This window comes from Streptomyces sp. HSS9-12, from assembly GCF_054963655.1.
On the sequence record NZ_JBUEGC010000061.1, the window covers coordinates 1 to 21,654 of the forward strand.

Genomic DNA, 21,654 nt, shown 5'->3' on the forward strand with positions numbered 1-21,654 from the left:
CCCGTAGCCCCCGGCTGAAGCTGCCAAGTGCCTGACTTGATGTCCCGCCGACTCGCAAAGCCCAACCTGCCCGGCAAGCAGCCTGACACCCCATCAGAACGAGCGTCAAATGAGCGTCACGAGCGTCATTTCGGCGTCAAGATATCGCCCGTAACGCCCACACCGCACATAATGCGCACGCACGAAACCGCAGGTCAGGAGCCCTTGGCCACCGGCTCAAGGATGGCAACGCACTCCACATGATGCGTCATCGGGAAGAGGTCGAACGCCCGCAGGCGGCGCGGGGCGTAACCCGCCTCGCCGAAGTACTTCAGGTCTCGGGCGAGCGCCGCCGGGTCGCAGGCCACGTACGCGATCCGGCGAGCACCCAGGGACGCCAGGTGACGGACCGTCGCCTTGCCGGCCCCCGCCCGTGGCGGGTCCAGAACGATCAAGTCCGCCTCGGTGATGCCGGTGCGCGGCAGCACCTGTTCGACCTTGCCGTGCTCGATACGGACCCGGTCCAGGTCGGCCAGGTTGTGCCGCGCGTCCTCGACCGCCCGCTTGCCGGACTCGATGCCGAGCACTGCCCCTCGCTCCCCGACCCGTTCGGCCAGCGCGCCGGCGAAGAGCCCCACGCCGCAGTACAGGTCGAGGGCCATGTCGCCGCTACGCGGCATCAGGCCCTGCATCACCGCTTCGACCAGCAGCTCCGCCGCCTTCGGGTGGACCTGCCAGAAGCCGCCCGCGCCGACCCGCCAGGTACGGCCCACCGCGCGTTCCCGTACGAAGGGGCGCCCGTGAACCCGGTGCACGCCCCCCGTCTTCTCGTCGACCCGCATCACCGACACCGGCTTGTCGAGCTCGACCAGCGGCAGCCGGCCCCCCGGCCGCGGGGTGAGGATCACCTGCCGGTCGTGGGAGCCGGTGGCGGCGATGGCCTCGATCGACTCGATCTGCGGCCAGATCCGCTTCTCGACGCCCAGTTCGCTGACGCCCGGCGCGGCGATGAGGCAGTGGTCGATCGGCTCGACCTCGTGCGAACGGTGGCGGCGCAGACCGGCGCGGCCCTCGGCGTCCACCGCGTACTGCACCCGCGTGCGCCACGCCGGCACCTCGCCCTTGGGCACCTTGTCGCCGGGCGCGGGCTCCACCGTGCCATCCCAGCCCGCCTCCTGCGGCGTGAGTCCGGCGAGCCGGCTCAGCTGCTCAGCGATGACCGCGACCTTCAGGCGGCGCTGCGCGCCCGGCGCGGCGTGCTGCCAGTCGCAGCCGCCGCACTTGCCCGGTCCGGCGTACGGGCAAGGCGCCTCGACCCGGTCGGGCGACGCCTGCAGCACCCGTACCGCGTCGGCCCGCAGGTAGCGCGAGTCCTCCCGGCCCTCGGTCACCCGGGCGACGACCCGCTCGCCGGGGAGCGCGTGCCGTATGAACAGCACCCGGCCCGCAGGCGTACGCGCGATGCAGTGCCCGCCGTGCGCGACGGGCCCGACCTCGACCTCGTACTCCTCGCCGACCAGCGATGCGGGTTCTGTTGTCACGAGGGAAGTACTCCTGAGCTGGTGGGGGTGGGGGGGCGGACCGCAGCCGTCCAGTCTACGTCCCCCGCCCCCACCGGCTTTACATACGGTCCACGCCCGCCTTGCGGGTCACCGAGGCCGTGTCCTTGCCATCGCGCTGCGCGGGCGGCGCGGCAACCGGGCCGCGGCGCACCGAGCCCGGTGCGGCCCATTCGGCCCGCTTCTTGGCCCGCTGCTTGGCCAGCTCGGAGGAGTCCAGCTGCCAGGGAACGGAGGTGACCATGACGCCCGGGGTGAACAGCAGCCGGCCCTTGAGCCGCAGCGCGCTCTGGTTGTGCAGCAGCTGCTCGTACCAGTGGCCGACCACGTACTCCGGGATGTAGACGCTGACGACGTGGCGCGGGCTGTTGCGGCGCAGGCCCTTGACGTAGTCGATGATCGGCCGGGTGATCTCGCGGTAGGGCGAGTCGAGGACCTTCAGCGGTACGTCTATGCCGCGCTCGGTCCACTCGGCCTGCAGCGCCTTGGTCTCGGCGGGGTCGACGCTGATGGTGACGGCTTCGAGGGTGTCGGAGCGCATCAGTTTGGCGTACGACAGGGCGCGCAGCGTCGGCTTGTGGATCTTGGAGACCAGCACGATGGAGTGCACGCGGGAGGGGCGGACCGTCTCGTCGCTCGGCTCGTCGGCAGCGGCCAATTCGTCGGACACCGCGTCGTAGTGGCGCCGGATCGAGGTCATGGTGACGTAGAAGATCACCATGCCGAGCAGGGCGACCCAGGCGCCGTGCGTGAACTTGGTGACCAGCACGACGGCGAGCACCAGACCGGTGAAGAACGCGCCGAACGCGTTGATCGCCCGGGAGCGGATCATGAGGCGGCGCTTGGCCGGGTCGGTCTCGCTGAGGAGATGGCGGTTCCAGTGCCGGACCATGCCGATCTGGCTGAGGGTGAAGGAGACGAACACGCCGACGATGTAGAGCTGGATGAGGCGGGTGGAGTCGGCGCCGTAGATGTAGACGAGCACGGCGGCCGCACCGGCCAGCAGCACGATGCCGTTGGAGAAGGCGAGCCGGTCACCGCGGGTGTGCAGCTGGCGCGGCAGGTAGCGGTCCTGGGCGAGGATCGAGCCGAGCAGCGGGAAGCCGTTGTACGCGGTGTTGGCGGCCAGGAACAGCACCAGCGCGGTGGCGGCGGCCAGGAGTACGAAGAAGAACGTGCCCTTGCCGAAGACGGCGGCCGCGACCTGCGTGATGACGGGGTTCTGGGTGTAGCCGTCGCCGACCGGTACGCCGTTCTTCAGCAGGTCGCGGGCCGGGTTCTCGGCCATCTTCACATCGGTGGCGAGCGCGAGGGCGATGATGCCGCAGAACATGGTGACGGCCAGGGCGCCCATCATCGCGAGCGTCGTGGCCGCGTTCTTGCTCTTGGGCTTGCGGAAGGCGGGCACGCCGTTGCTGATCGCCTCGACGCCGGTGAGCGCCGCACAGCCGGAGGAGAAGGCGCGCAGCAGGAGGAAGACGAGCGCGAAGCCCGCCAGTCCGGAGTGCTCGGCCTTGATCTCGAAGCCCGCGGTGGGGGCCTGCATGGTCTCGCCGAAGACGACACCGCGGAACACGCCCCAGACGATCATCGAAAAGACGCCGGCGACGAAGACATACGTCGGGATCGCGAAGAGCTTGCCGGACTCCTTCACTCCGCGCAGATTCATCAGCGTCAGCAGCACGATGATCCCGATCGCGCAGAGCACCTTGTGCTCGACGAAGAACGGGACGGCTGAGCCGAGGTTCTCCACACCGGAGGAGATCGACACGGCGACGGTGAGCACGTAGTCGACCAGCAGTGCGCTGGCGACGGTGAGCCCGGCCTTGGGGCCGAGATTGGTGGTGGCGACCTCGTAGTCGCCACCACCGCTCGGGTACGCGTGCACGTTCTGCCGATAGGACGCCACCACCGTGAACATCAGCACGATGACGGCTACGGCGATCCAGGGGCTGAAGTGGTAAGCCGACGCACCCGCCACGGACAGGACGAGAAGCACCTCGCCCGGCGCATAGGCCACGGACGACAGCGGGTCGGAGGCGAAGACGGGAAGCGCGATGCGCTTGGGGAGGAGGGTCTCTCCCAACTGCGTACTGCGCAGCGCTCGGCCGATCAGGATCCGTTTAGGGAGGTCGGTCAGTTTGGACACGAGAGAGGATCGTAAGCGCTTGGTATGGCGGCCGCCCACCCGCCGGCCGGGGCCGTCTCATACGGACTGCCGCACGGGGTAGGCCCTCAGCGGGCGATGGCGGGTAGCGTTACCGGCGACAGTACAGATCAACAGTCGCCCGCGCCGGCGGCTCGGAAGGTGATGAGACGGTGTTTGCGCAGGTCAGAGCACTAGGGGAAGGTGCGAGGTAGAGACCTCATGCACATCGTGATCATGGGCTGCGGCCGGGTGGGCTCCACGCTCGCGCAGACTCTCGAGCAGCAGGGGCACACCGTGGCGGTCATCGACCGGGACCCGACCGCCTTCCGCCGCCTCGGCTCCAGCTTCGGCGGCCGCCGCGTCACCGGGGTGGGCTTCGACCAGGACACCCTGCGCGAGGCGGGCATCGAGGAGGCCGGTGCGTTCGCGGCGGTCAGCAGCGGCGACAACTCGAACATCATCGCCGCCCGGGTGGCCCGCGAGATGTTCGGCGTCGAGAACGTCGCGGCCCGTATCTACGACCAGCGCCGCGCCGAGGTATACCAGCGCCTCGGCATCCCGACCGTGGCCACCGTGCGGTGGACGGCCGACCAGATGCTGCGGCGGCTGCTGCCCTCCGGCGCCGAGCCGCTGTGGCGCGACCCGAGCGGCGCGGTGCAGCTCGCCGAGGTACATGCCTCGTCGAAGTGGGTCGGACACAAGATCAGCAAACTGCAGGAGGAGACGGGCGTGCGCGTGGCCTTCCTGACCCGGCTCGGGGAGGCGATGATCCCCGACTCGCAGACGGTGCTGCAGGAGGGCGACCTCGTGCACGTGATCATGCGCACCGACGAGATCGAGAAGGTCGAGTCGGCGTTCGCCCAGGGACCCGAGGAGGCGCAGCAATGAGGGTCGCCATCGCGGGCGCGGGAGCGGTGGGCCGCTCCATCGCCGCAGAGCTGCTGGAGAACGGGCACGAGGTGCTGCTGATCGACAAGGCGCCGACCGCCATCTCGGTGGAGCGGGTGCCGCAGGCCGAGTGGCTGCTGGCCGACGCCTGCGAGATCACGTCGCTGGACGAGGCCGCGCTGCAGCGCTGCAACGTGGTCATCGCCGCGACCGGCGACGACAAGGTGAACCTGGTCGTCTCGCTGCTGGCAAAGACGGAGTACGGGGTGCCGCGCGTCGTGGCCCGGGTGAACAACCCGAAGAACGAGTGGCTGTTCAACGAGTCCTGGGGCGTCGATGTGGCGGTCTCCACGCCGCGGCTGATGTCGGCGCTGGTGGAGGAGGCGGTGAGCGTCGGCGACCTCGTACGGCTGCTGCGCTTCAGCCACGGCGACGCCAACCTCGTCGAGCTGACCCTGCCGCCGGAGTCGGCGCTGGCCGGCACCCGGGTGGGCGATGTGGACTGGCCCGAGGACACCTCGCTGGTGACGATCATCCGCGGCACGCGGGTGCTCACGCCGAACCCCGAGGACGTGCTGGAGGCAGGCGACGAGCTGCTGTTCGTCGCGGCGCAGGCGCGTGAGGAGCAGCTGGAGGACCTGCTGTCGGTCCGGCGCGAGCCCGCCGGGGGCTGACGCCGGCCGGTAACGGAAAGGGCCCCGGGACTTCCCGGGGCCCTTTTGTCTGCAACGACGGGCGGTTACAGCTCGCGCCGCGCCTGTGCGGCGGCGTGGACACGCTCCTTCTCGGCCGCCTCCTCCGCCTCCATCTCCGCGATCACGTCGATCGGCGGCGGCGCCTTGGCCAGGAAGATCCAGGTCAGGTACACGCAGAGCAGGAACGGCGGGATGCCCAGCGAGACCTTGACCCAGCCGAGCTGAGTGGCATCGCCCCACCAGTACAGCGGGAAGAGGATCGCCGACTTGCCGAGCAGGATGATCCCCCATGCCCAGGTCGCCTTGGTGTACGCCCGGAAGCGGCCCGGGTTGCGCGTGCGCCAGGAGAGGTTCTCCCTGAGCATCGGCCCGAGCAGCACGCCGATCAGCGGGTAGCGGAAGAGCGTCGAGAGGATGTACACGACCGCGAGCCCGAGGGTGTAGAGCATCCCCGGGAGGTAGAAGTTCTTCGCGTCGCCGGACATCATCGCGAAGACCGCGCCGAAGGCTACCCCGAAGACCCCGCTGAAGGCGTGCTTGAGGGTCTCGCGCCGCGCGAGCCGTACGACGGCGAGCAGCAGCGTGAGCCCGAGCGCGGCGATCGCGGCGAGGTGAATGTCCCGCTTGATGGTGTAGATCAGGACGAAGACCAGTCCCGGCACGGTGGTGTCGACCATGCCGCGTACCCCGCCGAACGCCTCCAGCAGCGCGGTGTCGGCCGCGGCCTTGCCCAGGGCGGCGTGCGAACCCGGCAGCTGCGAAGCCGCCGGGGTGTCCTGGTGGTCCGTATGAGTCGGCTTCTCCGATGAGGTCACCGGCTACTCCTGTCCGAGCGGTCGGAGTTCGTACTTCGGATTGAAGAGCACCCGGCGGCCGTGGCTGATGGAGATCCGGCCCGATGCGATGAGCTTGCGACCCGGCTCTATGCCGACGATGGAGCGCCGGCCGAGCCATACGACGTCGAGGGCGGCCGAGCCGTCGAACAGCTCGGCCTCCAGCGCGGGCACACCGGCCCGTGGTCGCAGGGTCACCGTGCGCAGCGTGCCGGCGACCTTGACGATCTGCCGGTCGTGGCAGTCGCAGATGCGCGTGCACCCCGCAGCCTCGGTGTCCTGCTGCAGCTCGTCGGCATGCAGCTCCTCCTGGGATGAGGACAGCCGGTCAAGCATCCGGCGGAAGCGGCCGGCCGGCCTCTCGGAGCGGGGTTCGGCACTCATACAGGCAGCGTACCGGTCACGGCCCCGAGGGATCACGACCCGAATCGGTAACCCACCCGGGACGGGTGGCCGCTGCTGCGCGCATACGTCGGTGGCCCGCACTGCGTGAAGTACGGGCCACTGTCAGCAATGGTTCAGGCCGCGGGCGGCCTGGTGCGGTCAGCGCACCTCGGAGATCTCCGGGCCGCGTTGCAGCCGGTCGACGCCACCCGCGAAGCGGGAGCCTTCGGCCGGCTCGGCCTGCACGCCCTCGGGCACCATCTGCGCGTCGTTCGGCAGCTTCAGCACGATCGGGTCGCGCGGAGCCATCGGCCCCTCGCCCCGCACCACGACCGTGTCCTTGAAGATCTGCTCCAGCAGCCCCGCGGCCTCCGGCTTCACCGCGCCCTGCCCGGAGATCACCCCGCGCAGGAACCACCGCGGCCCGTCGACGCCGATGAAGCGCACCATCTGCACGCCGTTCGTCCCGTCCGGCAGCTGTACGGGCACCTGAGCGCGCAGCTCCCAGCCGAGCGGTCCCTCGACCTCGTCGACCACACCGCCCTGCTGGGTGATGCCGGTGGCGATCTCGTCGCGCACCTCGGACCAGATGCCTTCCTTCTTGGGTGCGGCGAACGCCTGCAGCTGCACGGCGCTGTCCTCCAGCACGACCGTCGCGGCGACGATCGCGTCACCCGCGACCTCCACCCGCAGCTCCATGCCCTCGACCCCGGGCACGAAGAGGCCACCGAGGTCGACCCGGCCCGCGCCGGGCTCCCGGACCTCGGAGATGTCCCATGGGCCGTCGGGGCGCGGCGCCGGCGGCAGGCTCACCCGGTGGTGCTCGGCGTCTGCCGTGTCCACCGCTTCCACCGCATCCTCCGCGCCCTCCTGCGACTCGATTGCGTCCGGGCTCACGCCGTCGGCCAGCTTGCCGGCTGCGCCGTCCCGGTCTGCGCGTCCCTTGCGACGACGTCCGAACACGTCACTGTCCTTCCCGGTCGGCATCGACCGAAGCGAGTTCAATTCCCCCAGCGGGGCCGCCCACAGCGGCGTGGCCGCCGGTGGACCCGAAGCCTCCGTCGGCCCGCGCGGAGCCGGGAAGCTCCGCCACCTCGTGGAAGCGCACCCTCTCGACCTGCTGGACGATCAGTTGGGCGATCCGGTCGAACCGCTCGAACCGCACGCTCTCGCGCGGGTCCAGATTGACCACGATCACCTTGATCTCCCCACGGTACCCGGCATCGACCGTCCCGGGTGCATTCACGAGGGCCACGCCGCAGCGGGCCGCGAGACCCGAGCGCGGATGCACGAAGGCCGCGTACCCGTCGGGCAGCGCAACAGACACTCCGGTCGGCAGTACTGCCCGCTCGCCAGGCGCCAACTCGGCCGCCTCCGTGGTGACGAGATCGGCCCCGGCATCGCCCGGGTGCCCGTACGAGGGGATCGGAACCTCAGGGTCCAGTCGCCGGATCAACACATCGACGGGGTTCCGTACGCCGCTCACGGGTTCACCTCGAAGGCTCGGGCGCGCCGGACCTGGTCCGGGTCCGCCATCGCGGCCTGGATCTCCTCCGGCCGGCCGTTCTCGACGAAGTGATCGACCTTCACCTCGATGAAGAGCGCATCCGCCCGCGCCGCCACGGGGCCGTCCGGACCGCATATCCGGCCGACCGCCGTGCTGTAGATCTTGCGGCCGTGCACCGCCGTCACATGGGCGTCCAGGTGCAGCACCGTGCCCACTGGCACCGGCCGTACGAAGTCGGTCTCCAGCCGGCCGGTCACCGCGATCACTCGCAGCAGCCAGTTGAGCGAGCCGAGCGTCTCGTCCAGGGCCGCTGCCAGGATGCCGCCGTGCGCGAGGCCGGGAGCGCCCTGGTGGGCGGGCTGGACGGTGAACTCGGCCGTGACGCTCACACCCTCACCCGCGCGTGCTTCGAGGTGCAGTCCGTACGGCTGGGCCCCGCCGCAGCCGAAGCACTGGTCGTAATGCGCCCCCAGGAGCTCTCCGGGCTCGGGGGCGTCGGGGTGTCGCACCGGCGGAGCAGCGTCCTCCGGTGGCGTCAGCGATGCAGTTGGTCCACTCACGAGTGCTGACCCTACCGGCGCCGACGGGACGGCGGCCCGGCCGTGCCAAGCTTGTGGCCATGCAGTCCTACGAAGAACGCCTGACCGCGCCCCGCTCCTGGTGGGTGCTCGCGGTTCTCGTCGGCCTCGCGATGGCACTGGTTCTGCTGCCCCTCGGCGCCCTGCCGATGCTGGGCGGGCTGATCGGCGGGGCCGCGCTGGCCGCGGTGGCGGTGAGTTCGTACGGCTCGGCGCGGATCCGGGTGGTGGGAGGCTCGCTGGTCGCGGGGGACGCGCGGATTCCGGTCGAGGCCCTGGGGGCGGCCGAGGTGCTGGACGAGGCGGAGGCACTCGCCTGGCGCCGGCACAAGGCGGACCCGCGGGCGTTCATGCTGCTGCGCAGCTACATTCCGACGGCGTTGCGGGTGGAGGTCACGGACCCGGCCGATCCGACGCCGTACGTCTATGTGTCGACCCGGGATCCGGAGGGTCTGGCCGCGGCGCTCGCGGCGGTACGGAACTGAGGCCGCCGGCTACGGCTCGCGGGCTGGGGCCGGGGCGGCTGGAGCCGCTACTGCGACTCGTGCGGCCCCCGCAGCTCTTCGTGGTGCTGGATGGCCTTGGGGCTGGCCGGCTCCTCGATCTCCCACGTCGGCGGGTGCTGCGGCAGAGCGTCCCAGGGAACCTGCCGCTTGCGCAGGTCTGTGCGGACCTTCGCCGCGAGCCGACGGGTGTCGCGGCGGTTCATCACGGCGCCGACGGCGGCGCCGATCAGGAACGGCGTCAGGGTGGGCATGTTCCGCAGGGTGCGCCTGAGGACCCGCTGGCGCAGCTCCCGGCGCATCTGGCCGCCGAGGGCGGCATTGATGGTCATCGGCTTGGTGACGTCGATACCGCGCTCGTCGGACCAGGCGGTGAGGTACGCGGTCGCACGCTGCGTGAGGGTGCCCGACGCCGGGACGCCGTAGACCTCGTGCAGCTCCGCGATGAGCTTCAGCTCGACTGAGGCGACGCCGACGATCTCGGCGGCGAGCTCCGCCGGCATCGCGGGCGGCACAGGCAGCATCGCGGCGGCGCCGACCCCCGCGCCGACGGCCGCCGAGCCTGCGGCGGCCCCCGCCACCAGCTTGTCGGCGAGCTCCTCCGGGCCGAGGCCCGGGAACTGCCTGCGCAGCGTCGCCAGGTCCCGCACCGGGACCCGCGGGGCGTTCTCGATGATCCGGTCAGCGATCACCGAGAGTCCCAGGCGCGCGCCTTGACGCCCCCTTCTGACGCCGCTCAGGGCCGCTGCCGCGAGCGAGGCCGCGCGGCCTCGCTCGTCGTGCGCACCCGGACCGAGTCCGGGGGAGGGTGCCTCGGCACTCTCCTCCGGGGCTGTGCCGCTCTTGTACACCGCTACGGGGCCTCGCCGCCGGAAGGGGTTCTTCCGGGACGGGGTCGAGCCAGCCACGGCCGACCGGATCTCAGGCCGCGCAGTCGCGGCAGATCGGCTGACCGTTCTTCTCGGCCGCCAGCTGGCTGCGGTGGTGCACCAGGAAGCAGCTCATGCAGGTGAACTCGTCGTCCTGGCGGGGCAGCACCCGCACGGACAGCTCTTCGTTGGAGAGGTCCGCACCGGGCAGCTCCAGGCCCTCGGCCTGCTCGAATTCGTCGACGTCGACGGTCGAGGTCGACTTGTCGTTCCGGCGGGCCTTCAGCTCTTCGATGCTGTCCTCGTTGAGGTCGTCATCGGTCTTGCGTGGGGTGTCGTAATCCGTTGCCATGTCGCTCTCCCCCTCCGGGTGTCTGCGGTGTCTCCAGCGCACGTAACGCGTGAGAGGCCGGACTTGTGCCCGACCTGAGGCGGAGATTTTGCCTCACATCAAGGTCTGTTACTCAATCGACACCCAACCGCCCCCCTGAAGAGGTGATCGGGTTGGATGGCGATCGGACGGTACACGGTCCGAAAACCGCACCTCACAGCGGCTACCCCCGTGTACTTCCCGTGATCACCGCCCCCGGAAACCAGGATTTTCCAGGCTTTTCGGCGACCTTTCCGATCACGGAGAGTAGATGGCCGAAAATTCGCGCATGTGATCGATCACACATCGAAGAGCCATCGCCGAGCCTCGAAAAGCCGACGGAGAATCCCGGCGATTCCGCCCAAAGCGAACTACTGACCGGCAGCTCAGCGGGGCAGAGTGACCCGCATCACGAGGCCGCCCCCCTCCCTCGGCTCCGCGGTGATCCGGCCGCCGTGGGCGCGGGCCACCGACCGTGCGATCGACAGTCCGAGACCGACCCCCTTGTCGCTGCCGGTCCGCTCGGTACGCAGCCTGCGGAAGGGCTCGAAGATGTTGTCCAGCTCGTACGCGGGGACCACCGGTCCGGTGTTCGCCACCACGAGCACGGCCTGACCAGGCAGGGCCGCCGTGGTGACCTCAACCCAACCGTCCGGGATGTTGTAGCGCACGGCATTCTGCACCAGGTTCAGCGCGATCCGCTCCAGCAGGACCCCGCTGCCCTGGACGACCACCGGCGCCCGTTCGCCCCGCAGCTCCACGCCGGATGCCTGCGCCTCGGCGCGTACCTGGTCCACCGCCTGCGACGCGACCTCGGCGAGGTCCACGGGCTTGCGCTCGACGATCTCGTTCTCGCTGCGCGCCAGCAGAAGCAGGCCCTCCACCAGCTGCTCGCTGCGCTCGTTGGTGGCCAGCAGCGTCTTGCCGAGCTGGGCGAGCTCGGGGGGCGCGCCCGGGTCGGCGAGCTGAACCTCCAGCAGGGTCCGGTTGATCGCCAGCGGGGTGCGCAGCTCGTGCGAGGCATTGGCCACGAAGCGCCGCTGGGCGTCGAAGGCGCGGTCGAGCCGGTCGAGCATCTCGTCGAAGGTGTCCGCGAGCTCCTTCAACTCGTCATCCGGGCCGTCCAGTTCGATCCGGCGGGAGAGGTCGGAGCCGGCGACCATACGGGCCGTACGCGTGATCCGCCCGAGCGGCGAGAGGACCCGGCCGGCCATGGCGTAGCCGAAGGCGAAGGCGACGACGCTCAGGCCCAGCAAGGCGAGCAGCGACCGGCGCAACAGCGAGTCGAGGGCCTCCTGGCGCTGGCGGTCCATGCAGGCGTCGAGGATGACGTTGGCCTCGTTGGCCGACAGGCCGGGGACCAGACCGGGGCAGGCGTTGCTGGTCAGCTGGACCTGACTGCCGGGAAGCAGCTTGAACAGCGGCTGGTTGCCCACGTCCAGGGCCTGCGCGGCCAGCAGATAGATGATCGACAGCAGCAGGATTCCCGCGATCAGGAACATGCCGCCGTACAGCAGCGTGAGCCGTATCCGGATGGTGGGACGCAGCCACGGGAAGGGGCGGGCGGAGCGCCCGGGGTCCCAGGTCGGCTTGGGCGGCGCAGCCGGGGGTGCTGGCAGGGAGCTCATCGCACCTCAGATCCGGTAGCCGGAGCCGGGGACCGTGACGATCACAGGCGGCTCGCCGAGCTTGCGGCGCAGGGTCATGACGGTGACCCGCACCACGTTGGTGAAGGGGTCGGTGTTCTCGTCCCAGGCCTTCTCGAGCAGCTGCTCGGCCGAGACCACGGCACCGTCACTGCGCATCAGCACCTCCAGCACCGCGAACTCCTTCGGCGCCAGCTGCACCTCCTTGCCGTCCCGGAACACCTCGCGCCGGTTGGGGTCCAGCTTGATCCCGGCGCGCTCCAGGACCGGCGGCAGGGCGACGGTCGTACGGCGTCCCAGGGCCCGGACGCGCGCGGTGAGCTCGCTGAAGGCGAAGGGCTTGGGCAGGTAGTCGTCCGCGCCGAGCTCCAGGCCTTCCACGCGGTCGCTGACATCCCCGGAGGCGGTGAGCATCAGGACCCGGGTGGGCAGTCCGAGCTCCACGAGCTTGCGGCACACATCATCGCCGTGGACGAGCGGCAGGTCCCGGTCGAGAACGACGACGTCGTAGTCGTTGACCTCGACGCGCTCCAGGGCGGCGGAGCCGTCGTACACCACGTCGACGGCCATGGCCTCCCGGCGCAGACCGGTGGCCACCGCATCGGCGAGCAGCTGCTCGTCCTCGACGACGAGTACGCGCACGGCGCTGTTTCCTTCCCTGAGGGCCTGCGAGCAGGCCGGATGTTCTTCGGTGAGTCTCTCCATCCTGCCTCGAACGCTCATAAACCGGCGGTAAGCGGGGTCTGCCGGACCCCGCCCCGACCTGGAGAGGCAAGGAAATTCAGGATTCCCCGGTTCTTGAGGTTTCTCTGAGCTAACGGGAGGGGAGGACAGTTTGCACACCCAAGACCACGCCGTGCGACGGCACGTCGCTCCTTGCTGTCCCCCGCAGGGAGTTGGGCGTGGTCACCCGCCGTCGGCACACCCGTGCCACCAACCCACGACGAGGGGGCGCAATGGACGCGTTCACCGCAGGTCTTCTGCAACGCATACGAACCACCGAGTCCGACCTCACGCGCGCTCGCGAGTCGGGCGACGACTTCCTCGCCGAGATGGAACAGGCGGAGCTGGACGATCTGCACCGCCTGGCCGCTGAGCACGGCGTGGAGATCGGCGCTCTGACCTGACCACCCCGGTCGGCGACGTAGCTCGCCACGCAAGCCGAAGGGCCGGGGTCTGACCGTTCCGCCCGGAGGCGAGTGAGAATTCAGCGCCCCCGCATCACAGTGGTGCGGGGGCGCTGTCGTATTCGCCTGGGTCAGTCGCGCCAGTGGTCGTGGGTCAGTCGTGCCAGGCGCCCAGGTCGTCCAGCAGCCGCTGGAGCGGCTCGAAGAGGCCGGGGGCGCCGGCGACCGCGAGCTCGCCGGACAGGGGCTGCCCTGGCCGGCTGCCGGTGAGCGCTCCCGCCTCGCGGGCGATCAGCTCGCCGGCCGCGAAGTCCCACGGGTTCAGCCCGCGCTCGTAGTAGCCGTCCAGCCGGCCGCAGGCCACATCGCACAGGTCGATGGCGGCCGATCCGCCCCGCCGGATGTCCCGCACCTTCGGCAGCACGCTGCGCAGCACCTCGGCCTGGGCGGCTCGGCGCTCGGCGACGTAGCCGAAGCCCGTGGCAATGAGCGCCTGGTCCAGCTGGGGCGCGCGGCGGCACCGTATGCGCTTCTCGCCGAGGTACGCGCCCCCGCCGAGCACCGCGTGGAACGTCTCCCCCCGCTCCGGGATCTCCACCACTCCGACAACCGTCTCGCCGTCGACCTCGACGGCGATGCTCACTCCCCAGGCGGGCAGGCCGTACAGATAGTTGACCGTGCCGTCGATGGGGTCGATGACCCAGCGAACCCCGCTGCTGCCCTCGGTGCTCGCGCCCTCCTCGCCCAGAACGCCGTCCTCCGGCCGCTGCTCGGCGAGAAAGCCGGTGATGAGCTTCTCGGAGGCGAGGTCCATCTCCGTCACGACGTCGATCGCGCTGGTCTTGGTGGCGGCGACGCCGAGGTCGGCGGGGCGGCCGTCGCGCAGCAGAGCGCCTGCCCTGCGGGCGGCGTCCAGCGCGACGGTCAGCAGTTCGTCCTTGAGAGAGTCGGTCACAGTGCTCCTTGCGCAGGCTGGGATTCGTACGGGCTGTCGGCGCCCGCGGCCGCGGGCCGGGGTGCCCGGGTGGGGCAGCAGCCCACGGGACACAGATCGTGACTCGGGCCGAGTGCCCCCAGCGCGCAGCGCTCCACCGCGCGCCCCTGCTCAACCGCCGCACGCTCCAGCACAAGATCGCGGATCCCTGCCACGAAGCGCGGGTCGGCTCCAACGGTGGCGGCGCGGCTCACCGGCAGCCCCAGCTCCTCGGCCTTCGCCACCGCCTCGGTGTCGAGGTCGTACTTGACCTCCATGTGGTCCGAGACGAAACCGATGGGGACCATCACGACGGCGGGCACGCCGGTGCCGTGCAGCTCCTCGAGGTGGTCACAGATGTCCGGCTCCAGCCACGGGATGTGCGGGGCGCCGCTGCGCGACTGGTAGACGAGCCGCCAGGGGTGCTCCTCGCCGGTTTCCGCGCGCACCGCCTGGGCGATCTGCCGGGCCACGTCCAGGTGCTGGGCCACGTACGCCCCGCCGTCGCCGTGCGCCTCGGCCGGCCCGGAGGTGTCCGCGGCCGCGGTCGGGATGGAGTGCGTGGTGAAGGCCAGGTGGGCGCCGGCCCGTACGGACTGGGGCAGCTCGGCGAGCGCGGCGAGCGTGGCGTCGACCATGGGCTGGACGAACCCTGGGTGGTTGAAGTAGTGCCGGAGCTTGTCCACCCGGGGCAGCGGCAATCCCTCAGCCCCCAGTTCCGTCTCCAGTGCGGCGAGCGCGTCCGCGAGGTTCTCGCGGTACTGGCGGCAGCCCGAGTAGGAGGCGTACGCGCTGGTGGCGAGGACCAGGATGCGGCGCCGCCCGTCCTGGACCATCTCGCGCAGGGTGTCGGTCAGGTACGGCGCCCAGTTCCGGTTGCCCCAGTAGACCGGCAGGTCCAGGCCGTGCTCGGCGAAGTCCTTGCGCAGGGCGGCCAGCAGCTCGCGGTTCTGGTCGTTGATCGGGCTGACGCCGCCGAAGAGAAAGTAGTGCTGCCCCACTTCCTTCAGCCGCTCGCGGGGGATGCCGCGGCCGCGGGTGACGTTCTCCAGGAACGGCACGACATCGTCCGGTCCCTCGGGGCCGCCGAAGGACAGAAGCAGCAGGGCGTCGTACGGAGCGTGGGCCGGCTGATCGGGCATGTCCCCGATCCTGCCACCCGGGATTGCCGCCCGGAAAACCGCGGGCCGCCGGACCCCAGCGCCCGTAAGCTGTATCGGCCGTGACATTCCTTACCCATCCCAGCCCGGCGGAGCCCACCCTTGCCCAGTCCCTATCGCGCGATCTTCGCCGTCCCCGGCACCAAGGGTTTCTCCGCGGCGGGCTTTCTCGGGCGGATGCCGCTGTCGATGCTGGGCATCGGCATCGTCACGATGATCTCCCAGCTCACGGGCCGGTACGGGCTCGCCGGAGCGCTGTCCGCGACCCTCGCCCTCTCGGCCGCCGTCATCGGTCCGCAGATTTCCCGGCTGGTCGACCGCTACGGCCAGCGCCGGGTGCTGCGCCCGGCCACCCTGGTCTCCATCGCCGCGGTGGCCGGGCTGCTGGTGTGCGCCCAGCGGCGGTGGCCGGACTGGACGCTGTTCGTCTTCGCGTGCTGCGCCGGCTGTGTGCCCAGCGTCGGCTCCATGGTCAGGGCCCGCTGGGCGGCGATCCACAGGGGCGCGCCGCGCGAGCTGCACACCGCGTACTCGTGGGAGTCCACCGTCGACGAGGTGTGCTTCATCGTCGGGCCGATCCTGTCCATCGGGCTCTCCACAGCCTGGTTCCCGGCGGCCGGTCCGCTGCTCGCCGCCTGCTTTCTGGCCTTCGGCGTCTTCTGGCTCACCGCCCAGCGGGCCACCGAGCCCGTACCGCACCCGCGTGAGCACCACACCAGGGGCTCGGCGCTGCGCTCGGGCGGCCTGCAGGTCCTGGTGGCCACCTTTGTGGCGACCGGCGCGATCTTCGGCGCGGTGGACGTGGTGACGGTGGCCTTCGCCGAGGAAGAGGGCCACAAGGCGGCGGCGAGCCTGGTGCTGGCGGTGTACGCCCTGGGTTCGTGCCTCGCGGGCGCGGTCTTCGGGCTGCTCCATCTCACCGGCCCGGCCGCTCGCAGGTGGTTGCTGGGCGTATGTGCGATGGCCGTGAGTATGATCCCCCTCCAACTGGCCAGTAGCCTGCCGTTCCTGGCCGTGGCGCTCTGTGTCGCGGGCCTGTCGGTGGCACCGACCATGGTGACCACCATGGCCCTGATCGAACAGCACGTACCGCGCGCGAAGCTGACCGAGGGCATGACGTGGACGAGCACCGGGCTCGCGGTCGGGGTGGCGCTCGGTTCGTCGGCCGCGGGCTGGGTGGTCGACGCCGCCGGGGCCCGCGCCGGGTACGCGGTGCCGGCCGCGGCCGGAGCGCTCGCGGCCGCGGTGGCGTTCCTGGGGTACCGCCGGCTCCGGCAGCCGGCACACGAACGAACCGAAGGGCGCGCCGAGTACCCGGAGGCGAGCGCGCTGGACCGGGCGCGGGTGACATCACCCATGCCGTCGGCTAGGGGAGGGATCGGGGCACGTGAAGGAGAACAGCAGCACCTGGCGTAACTGGGCCGGGAATGTGACCGCCCGCCCGGCCCGCACCGCCGCGCCGTCCTGCACCGAAGAGGTGGTGCGGATCGTACGGACGGCGGCGGAGGACGGGTTGACGGTGAAGCCGGTGGGCACCGGGCACTCCTTCACGCCCACGGCCGCCACAGACGGAGTGCTGCTGCGCCCCGAGCGGCTCACCGGGATCCAGTCGATCGACCGCGCCGCCGGCACGGTGACGGTCGCGGCCGGCACACCCCTGAAGCAGCTGAATCAGGCCTTGGCTGCCGAGGGCCTGTCGCTGACGAACATGGGCGACATCATGGAGCAGACCGTGGCCGGGGCGACCAGCACCGGCACCCACGGCACCGGCCGGGACTCGGCCTCCATCGCCGCCCAGATCAGGGCACTTGAGCTGGTCACGGCCGACGGCTCGGTGCTGAAGTGCTCGGACAAGGAGAACCCGGAGGTCTTCGCGGCCGCCCGGCTCGGGCTTGGCGCGCTCGGCGTGGCCACATCCATCACCTTCGCCGTGGAGCCCGTCTTTTTGCTGACGGCCCGTGAGGAACCCATGTCCTTTGACCGGGTGATGGCAGAGTTCGACCAGATGGCGGGCGAGAACGAGCACTTCGAGTTCTACTGGTTCCCGCACACCACCAACTGCAACACCAAGCGGAACAACCGCAGCGCGGGCCCGGCGGCCCCAGTGGGGCGGATCAGCGGCTGGATCGAGGACGAGCTGCTGTCCAACGGCGCCTTCCAGCTCGCCTGTTCACTGGGCCGGGCCATGCCCGCGACCATCCCCGGCGTCGCCAGGGTCACCAGCCGCGCCCTGTCGGCCCGTACGTACACCGACATTCCCTACCAGGTCTTCACCAGCCCGCGACGCGTCCGCTTCATGGAGATGGAGTACGCCGTTCCGCGGGAGGCCGCGGTGACGGCGCTGCGTGAACTCAAGGCCATGGTGGAGGGTTCGGACTTCCGCGTCAGCTTCCCGGTCGAGGTACGGATCGCCCCGGCCGACGACATCCCGCTGTCGACCGCGTCCGGCCGGGAGACCGCCTACATCGCCGTACATCTGTACCGGGGCACGCCCGACCAGGGGTACTTCACCGCCGTCGAGCACATCATGACCGCACACGGCGGACGGCCCCACTGGGGCAAGCTGCACAGCCGTGACGCTGCGTATCTGGCCGGGGTCTACCCGCGCTTCGAGGAGTTCCTCGCATTGCGGGCACGGCTCGACCCTCAGCGGCTCTTCGACAATGCATACCTTCGGCGTATCTTGGGCGACTGACGGACGTTCACCGCACAGAGGCGCCCATCGGGCGGTCGGGCGCCCATCTGTGCAGCGGTTTCGTGAACTTCGGCGGCGCGGCGGTCCACCCGGGTGGCCCAAATGGAGTACTGTGGCGAGCCCTGGCTCCGGTTTCGCGTCCGGCCGCCCGGACCTACCGGAGGGGGCCGGAAGGCGGCACTCGGACCGGCGGAGCCGCAGCAGGGCGCGGACAGAGGGCACAGGGCGACCGACACGGTCACTGAGAGTTGCGAATAGGTAACCGTGTCATAACGGCGGATCCGGGTGCATGCCCGACACGCCAGGCAACTCGGCAATGTTGTGGCAGGCTGCACCCGGACAGGCCACACTCGTCTAGCGGAAGCAGCGACGCACGTGACGTCGGCAGGCACCACCCGGGAGGTCCCCATGCCCGAACTGCGTGTCGTGGCCGTCAGCAACGACGGCACACGGCTGGTGCTCAAGGCTGCGGACAGCACGGAGTACACGCTTCCGATTGACGAACGGCTGCGCGCCGCGGTGCGCAACGACCGGGCCCGGCTCGGCCAGATCGAGATCGAGGTCGAGAGCCAGCTTCGCCCCCGGGACATCCAGGCCCGCATACGAGCCGGCGCCACCGCTGAGGAAGTCGCCCAGCTCGCGGGCATCCCCGTCGACAGAGTGCGGCGCTTCGAGGGGCCTGTCCTCGCCGAACGCGCCTTCATGGCCGAGCGGGCACGTAAAACGCCCGTACGCCGGCCTGGCGAGAACACTGGTCCGCAGCTTGGTGAGGCGGTGTCGGAGCGACTGCTGCTGCGCGGTGTCGAGAAGGACAGCGTGCAGTGGGACTCGTGGCGGCGCGACGACGGCACGTGGGAAGTGCTCTTGGCCTACCGGGTCGCGGGCGAACCGCACTCGGCGAGCTGGACGTACGACCCGCCGCGGCGCCTTGTTCAGGCCGTGGATGACGAGGCGCGGGCGCTGATCGGTGACACGGACGACACGCCGGAGCCGAGCTTCCCGTTCGTTCCTCGGATCGCGCGGCTTCCGCGCGACCGGCCGAACCAGTCGGACCGGTCCGTTTCCGGTCCCTCGCGGGACCAGGACGGCAGCGACGAAGGCCGGGACTCGCTGACCAGCCTGCTGGAGGCGGTGCCGAGCTTCCGGGGTGACATGGTGGTGCCGGACTCGGCGTCGTCGGCGCAGCCGAGCGATGAGCCGGCCGAGGAGACGGAGGCCGGGGCCGAGCCCGCCCCGCCGGCTGCGGCGAGCGCGGGTTCCGCCTACGCGGATGTGCTCATGCCCCGGACGGTGGGCGGTCACCGCGACCGGCTGGTCGGCACGACGGACCGTCAGGCGGAGGCGGACGGCGTACGGCCCGGCCGCCGCGCCGCCGTGCCCAGCTGGGACGAGATCGTCTTCGGCACTCGCCGTAAGAAGCAGGAGTAGCGCGCTCCACGCGCCTCCACGACGGCAGCCAGCGCTCCGCGCCATGCGCGGAGCGCTGTCCGTGTGGGCGACTTCCGCCTTCCGTAAACGCCAAGGCCCGCGCCGCGGCTCGATTGCCGTGGCGCGGGCCCCGTCGACGAGGTGAGCGTCAGCCGGGAGCCCCGCCCGTGGCCACCGGGCGGGAGGAGTCGGATGACCACTCGCTCCAGGAGCCGACATACAGGGCCGCCGGGATGCCCGCCACCGCCAGGGCGAGCACCTCGTGGGCCGCGGAGACGCCCGAGCCGCAGTACACGCCGACCTCGGCGTCCCGCGTCGCCCCGAGCGCCGCGAAGCGCTCCGCCAGTTCAGCTGCCGGACGGAAGCGGCCGTCCGGTGCGACGTTCTCCGTCGTCGGCGCGGACACGGCGCCCGGGATATGGCCGGCCACCCGGTCGATCGGCTCGACCTCGCCCCGGTACCGCTCCCCCGCCCGCGCGTCCAGCAGCACGCCCGAGCGCGCGAGGGCCGCCGCATCGTCGGCGGTGAGCAGCCGCAGGGCGCCCGGTCGTGGCACGAAGGTGCCCGCGGCGGGCTCCACCGTCTCCTTGGAGATCACACCGCCGTCCGCCGTCCACGCGGCCAGGCCGCCGTCCAGGACGCGCACATCCGGGTGGCCCGCCCAGCGCAGCATCCACCAGGCCCGCGCCGCGGCCCAGCCCTGGCCTCCGTCGTACACGACCACAGGCCGGTCGGCGGAGACTCCCGCCCGGCGCATCGCCTCGCCGAAGGCCGCCGCGTCCGGCAGCGGATGGCGGCCGTGCTCCCCCGCCGGCCCGGCCAGGTCGGTGTCGAGGTCGACGTAGACCGCGCCGGGCAGATGCCCGGCCTCGTACTCGGGCCTGCCCGGCGGGCCGCCGAGCTCCCAGCGGACGTCCAGCAGGGCGGGCGGGCGCTCGCCGCGCAGCGCGACCGCGAGTTCAGCTGCGGTGATGGTGGCGTTCATAGGCCCCATTGTCCCCCGCTGCGCGCGAGCCGAAGGGCGCGCCGGTGTCGAAAGTTCCGGGCTCCCCCTGGGGGCGAGCAGAGCCACGAACAGCCTCACCCACGGCAGCGCATAACAAATCAGGCAACCTCCGGCCAGAACCGGCCGGAACGCGGCGCGGCCGCAGGGTTCCGCGCCATCGGTGGTGGAAGCATCTGGTCGGGCGCCCCCGCGGTACGGCGGCGCACCCGGTCCCGTACGACCACCCGATGGTCCGAGGAGAGTAGTGATGCAGGAGGAATGGGGGTTCCCCAGTGGGCACTCGCCGCGGCTTCGCCGATGGCAGCCCCGCCCGGACGAAGCCCGGGAGAACAGTCCGGAGGAGGCTCGGCACAGACCGGGCACGCCCTGCTGGGTGAGCCTGATGGTGCACCACCTGGACGCGACGCAGGAGTTCTACGGGGCGCTGTTCGGCTGGACGTTCACCGCCGGACCCCGTGAGTTCGGCCCGTACGTCCGTGCCCTCGCCGACGGTCGCGCGGTCGCGGGTATCGGCGAGCTCCCACCGGGCCGGCATCTGCCGGTCGCCTGGACCACCTATCTGGCCTCCGACGACGCTGACGCCACAGCCGAGTTGGTCAGGTCCTGCGGCGGCACCGTGGGCGTCGGCCCCCTCGACTCGGGTGACCGGGGCGCGGCGGGACGGCTGGTGATCTGCTCGGACCCGACCGGCGCGGTGTTCGGCGTGTGGCAGGCCCGCCGTCACCACGGCGCCGAGGCGGCCGGCGAGCCCGGCACCTGCGTCCACAACGAACTGCTGACGCACGAGACTTCGACGGCGGCGAGGTTCTACCCGGCTGTCTTCGGCTACGACTCCGGGCCAGCCGACCCCGCGGACGGCGTCAACCGGCACACTCTGCGGCTGGACGGTCGGCCGGTGGCCGCGATCCGCGGCCCTGGGAACGCTCGGCCGCGGGACCGCGGCCCGCACTGGATGACGTACTTCAAGGTCGAGGACACCGAAGCGGCGGCCCGCACGGTCACCGAGCTCGGCGGGCGGGTGGTGCGGGCGCCGCACGACGCCGAGGCGGGGCGGGTGGCGGCGGTCGCGGACCCGGAGGGCGCGCTCTTCAGCATCGTCCAGACGAGGCGCTAGCGGTGCAGAACCGTTCTGTCGGCTCCTCGTCACCTGGCAGGACGTCAGGCGGGAGTGCCGCGGCGTGCCGTGGCGGCGGTCATCCGACGAAGGCCGCGCCCCAGCCGAAAGGGAGAGCGCGCGGAGGGCCCGGGCACGGTCGACCGTCGGCTGGGAGTCCAAGCGCCCGGAGGTGGAATGAGCGCGCTAAC

Annotated in this window: 22 protein-coding genes; 8 read left to right on the forward strand and 14 right to left on the reverse strand. The window is 71.1% G+C overall.

From position 1 onward, the window contains the following. Positions 1 to 194 precede the first annotated feature (194 nt). Positions 195 to 1,520, reverse strand: coding sequence for a class I SAM-dependent RNA methyltransferase (locus ACY34J_RS25425; RefSeq protein ID WP_462728946.1), 1,326 nt, complete (start codon positions 1,518 to 1,520; stop codon positions 195 to 197). Positions 1,521 to 1,599: 79 nt separating this feature from the next. Then, complete coding sequence (locus tag ACY34J_RS25430; protein WP_462728947.1) at positions 1,600 to 3,687, reverse strand: APC family permease; 2,088 nt, start codon at positions 3,685 to 3,687, stop codon at positions 1,600 to 1,602. Between the two features lie 219 nt (positions 3,688 to 3,906). On the opposite strand from ACY34J_RS25430, the gene ACY34J_RS25435 reads away from it, so the two are divergent. After that, the gene (locus ACY34J_RS25435) at positions 3,907 to 4,575 is read left to right on the forward strand and encodes a potassium channel family protein (protein WP_462728948.1); all 669 of its coding nucleotides are present in this window, start codon (positions 3,907 to 3,909) and stop codon (positions 4,573 to 4,575) included. Beyond that, positions 4,572 to 5,249: a potassium channel family protein gene (locus tag ACY34J_RS25440; RefSeq protein ID WP_462728949.1), complete on the forward strand. Its 678-nt coding sequence runs from the start codon at positions 4,572 to 4,574 to the stop codon at positions 5,247 to 5,249. The genes ACY34J_RS25435 and ACY34J_RS25440 overlap by 4 nt, the downstream gene beginning before the upstream one ends. Positions 5,250 to 5,314: 65 nt before the next feature. Here ACY34J_RS25440 and ACY34J_RS25445 read toward each other — a convergent pair whose 3' ends face one another. The 5 genes from ACY34J_RS25445 to ACY34J_RS25465 form a co-directional block, all read right to left on the reverse strand. Then, positions 5,315 to 6,025 (reverse strand): DUF3159 domain-containing protein, encoded by a 711-nt coding sequence (locus ACY34J_RS25445; protein WP_462728973.1) that lies wholly within the window; start codon positions 6,023 to 6,025, stop codon positions 5,315 to 5,317. 63 nt (positions 6,026 to 6,088) lie between these two features. Then, on the reverse strand, positions 6,089 to 6,487 hold the full coding sequence (locus tag ACY34J_RS25450; RefSeq protein ID WP_462728950.1) for an OB-fold nucleic acid binding domain-containing protein: 399 nt from the start codon (positions 6,485 to 6,487) through the stop codon (positions 6,089 to 6,091). A 159-nt stretch (positions 6,488 to 6,646) separates the two neighbouring features. Next, positions 6,647 to 7,450 (reverse strand): DUF3710 domain-containing protein, encoded by an 804-nt coding sequence (locus tag ACY34J_RS25455; protein WP_462728951.1) that lies wholly within the window; start codon positions 7,448 to 7,450, stop codon positions 6,647 to 6,649. Position 7,451: 1 nt separating this feature from the next. Next, positions 7,452 to 7,973 carry a dUTP diphosphatase gene (gene dut, locus ACY34J_RS25460; protein WP_462728952.1) on the reverse strand — a complete coding sequence of 174 codons (522 nt, stop codon included), beginning with the start codon at positions 7,971 to 7,973 and terminating at the stop codon, positions 7,452 to 7,454. Continuing rightward, positions 7,970 to 8,554, reverse strand: a complete 585-nt coding sequence (locus ACY34J_RS25465; RefSeq protein WP_462728953.1) for a PaaI family thioesterase — start codon at positions 8,552 to 8,554, stop codon at positions 7,970 to 7,972. The genes dut and ACY34J_RS25465 overlap by 4 nt, the downstream gene beginning before the upstream one ends. 59 nt (positions 8,555 to 8,613) lie before the next feature. Between ACY34J_RS25465 and ACY34J_RS25470 the strand changes: the two genes are divergently transcribed. Continuing rightward, complete coding sequence (locus ACY34J_RS25470; protein ID WP_462728954.1) at positions 8,614 to 9,057, forward strand: DUF3093 domain-containing protein; 444 nt, start codon at positions 8,614 to 8,616, stop codon at positions 9,055 to 9,057. A gap of 47 nt (positions 9,058 to 9,104) precedes the next feature. Here the strand turns inward: ACY34J_RS25470 and ACY34J_RS25475 are convergent, their stop codons facing one another. From ACY34J_RS25475 to ACY34J_RS25490, 4 genes are all read right to left on the reverse strand, one after another. After that, positions 9,105 to 9,983, reverse strand: coding sequence for a hypothetical protein (locus ACY34J_RS25475; protein ID WP_462728955.1), 879 nt, complete (start codon positions 9,981 to 9,983; stop codon positions 9,105 to 9,107). Between the two features lie 13 nt (positions 9,984 to 9,996). Then, a complete protein-coding gene (locus ACY34J_RS25480; RefSeq protein WP_462728956.1) occupies positions 9,997 to 10,296 on the reverse strand; it encodes a DUF4193 domain-containing protein in 300 nt (99 codons plus the stop codon). Positions 10,297 to 10,700: 404 nt separating this feature from the next. Beyond that, positions 10,701 to 11,942, reverse strand: a complete 1,242-nt coding sequence (locus tag ACY34J_RS25485) for a sensor histidine kinase (protein ID WP_462728957.1) — start codon at positions 11,940 to 11,942, stop codon at positions 10,701 to 10,703. Between the two features lie 6 nt (positions 11,943 to 11,948). Then, complete coding sequence (locus ACY34J_RS25490) at positions 11,949 to 12,602, reverse strand: response regulator transcription factor (protein WP_462728958.1); 654 nt, start codon at positions 12,600 to 12,602, stop codon at positions 11,949 to 11,951. A gap of 314 nt (positions 12,603 to 12,916) precedes the next feature. Here ACY34J_RS25490 and ACY34J_RS25495 point away from each other — a divergent pair, with 314 nt between their 5' ends. Then, positions 12,917 to 13,087 carry a hypothetical protein gene (locus ACY34J_RS25495; RefSeq protein WP_462728959.1) on the forward strand — a complete coding sequence of 57 codons (171 nt, stop codon included), beginning with the start codon at positions 12,917 to 12,919 and terminating at the stop codon, positions 13,085 to 13,087. 154 nt (positions 13,088 to 13,241) lie between these two features. On the opposite strand, the gene ACY34J_RS25500 is transcribed toward ACY34J_RS25495, so the two are convergent. Together ACY34J_RS25500 and ACY34J_RS25505 are read right to left on the reverse strand one after the other, a co-directional pair. Beyond that, a complete protein-coding gene (locus ACY34J_RS25500; RefSeq protein WP_462728960.1) occupies positions 13,242 to 14,042 on the reverse strand; it encodes an inositol monophosphatase family protein in 801 nt (266 codons plus the stop codon). Further along, complete coding sequence (locus ACY34J_RS25505) at positions 14,039 to 15,202, reverse strand: ferrochelatase (protein WP_462728961.1); 1,164 nt, start codon at positions 15,200 to 15,202, stop codon at positions 14,039 to 14,041. The genes ACY34J_RS25500 and ACY34J_RS25505 overlap by 4 nt, the downstream gene beginning before the upstream one ends. A 120-nt stretch (positions 15,203 to 15,322) precedes the next feature. Between ACY34J_RS25505 and ACY34J_RS25510 the strand changes: the two genes are divergently transcribed. The 3 genes from ACY34J_RS25510 (at position 15,323) to sepH (ending at position 19,343) form a co-directional block, all read left to right on the forward strand. Beyond that, positions 15,323 to 16,636 carry an MFS transporter gene (locus ACY34J_RS25510; RefSeq protein ID WP_462728962.1) on the forward strand — a complete coding sequence of 438 codons (1,314 nt, stop codon included), beginning with the start codon at positions 15,323 to 15,325 and terminating at the stop codon, positions 16,634 to 16,636. Beyond that, a complete protein-coding gene (locus ACY34J_RS25515) occupies positions 16,608 to 17,915 on the forward strand; it encodes a D-arabinono-1,4-lactone oxidase (protein WP_462728963.1) in 1,308 nt (435 codons plus the stop codon). The genes ACY34J_RS25510 and ACY34J_RS25515 overlap by 29 nt, the downstream gene beginning before the upstream one ends. A gap of 375 nt (positions 17,916 to 18,290) precedes the next feature. Further along, positions 18,291 to 19,343, forward strand: coding sequence for a septation protein SepH (gene sepH, locus ACY34J_RS25520; protein WP_462728964.1), 1,053 nt, complete (start codon positions 18,291 to 18,293; stop codon positions 19,341 to 19,343). Between the two features lie 148 nt (positions 19,344 to 19,491). Here the strand turns inward: sepH and ACY34J_RS25525 are convergent, their stop codons facing one another. Next, entirely contained in the window at positions 19,492 to 20,328 is an 837-nt protein-coding gene (locus tag ACY34J_RS25525; protein WP_462728965.1) for a sulfurtransferase, read from the reverse strand. 403 nt (positions 20,329 to 20,731) lie between these two features. On the opposite strand from ACY34J_RS25525, the gene ACY34J_RS25530 reads away from it, so the two are divergent. After that, positions 20,732 to 21,463: a VOC family protein gene (locus ACY34J_RS25530; RefSeq protein WP_462728974.1), complete on the forward strand. Its 732-nt coding sequence runs from the start codon at positions 20,732 to 20,734 to the stop codon at positions 21,461 to 21,463. The last annotated feature ends 191 nt before the right edge of the window (positions 21,464 to 21,654 follow it).

What these genes read in the sequence shown, in the direction of transcription:
- ACY34J_RS25435 (WP_462728948.1), top strand. Translation starts at nt 3,907, where the DNA reads ATGCACATCGTGATCATGGGCTGCGGCCGGGTGGGCTCCACGCTCGCG.
- ACY34J_RS25440 (WP_462728949.1), top strand. Translation starts at nt 4,572, where the DNA reads ATGAGGGTCGCCATCGCGGGCGCGGGAGCGGTGGGCCGCTCCATCGCC.
- ACY34J_RS25450 (WP_462728950.1), bottom strand. Translation starts at nt 6,487, where the DNA reads ATGAGTGCCGAACCCCGCTCCGAGAGGCCGGCCGGCCGCTTCCGCCGG.
- ACY34J_RS25470 (WP_462728954.1), top strand. Translation starts at nt 8,614, where the DNA reads ATGCAGTCCTACGAAGAACGCCTGACCGCGCCCCGCTCCTGGTGGGTG.
- ACY34J_RS25480 (WP_462728956.1), bottom strand. Translation starts at nt 10,296, where the DNA reads ATGGCAACGGATTACGACACCCCACGCAAGACCGATGACGACCTCAAC.
- ACY34J_RS25485 (WP_462728957.1), bottom strand. Translation starts at nt 11,942, where the DNA reads ATGAGCTCCCTGCCAGCACCCCCGGCTGCGCCGCCCAAGCCGACCTGG.
- ACY34J_RS25495 (WP_462728959.1), top strand. Translation starts at nt 12,917, where the DNA reads ATGGACGCGTTCACCGCAGGTCTTCTGCAACGCATACGAACCACCGAG.
- ACY34J_RS25505 (WP_462728961.1), bottom strand. Translation starts at nt 15,202, where the DNA reads ATGCCCGATCAGCCGGCCCACGCTCCGTACGACGCCCTGCTGCTTCTG.
- ACY34J_RS25525 (WP_462728965.1), bottom strand. Translation starts at nt 20,328, where the DNA reads ATGAACGCCACCATCACCGCAGCTGAACTCGCGGTCGCGCTGCGCGGC.
- ACY34J_RS25530 (WP_462728974.1), top strand. Translation starts at nt 20,732, where the DNA reads ATGGTGCACCACCTGGACGCGACGCAGGAGTTCTACGGGGCGCTGTTC.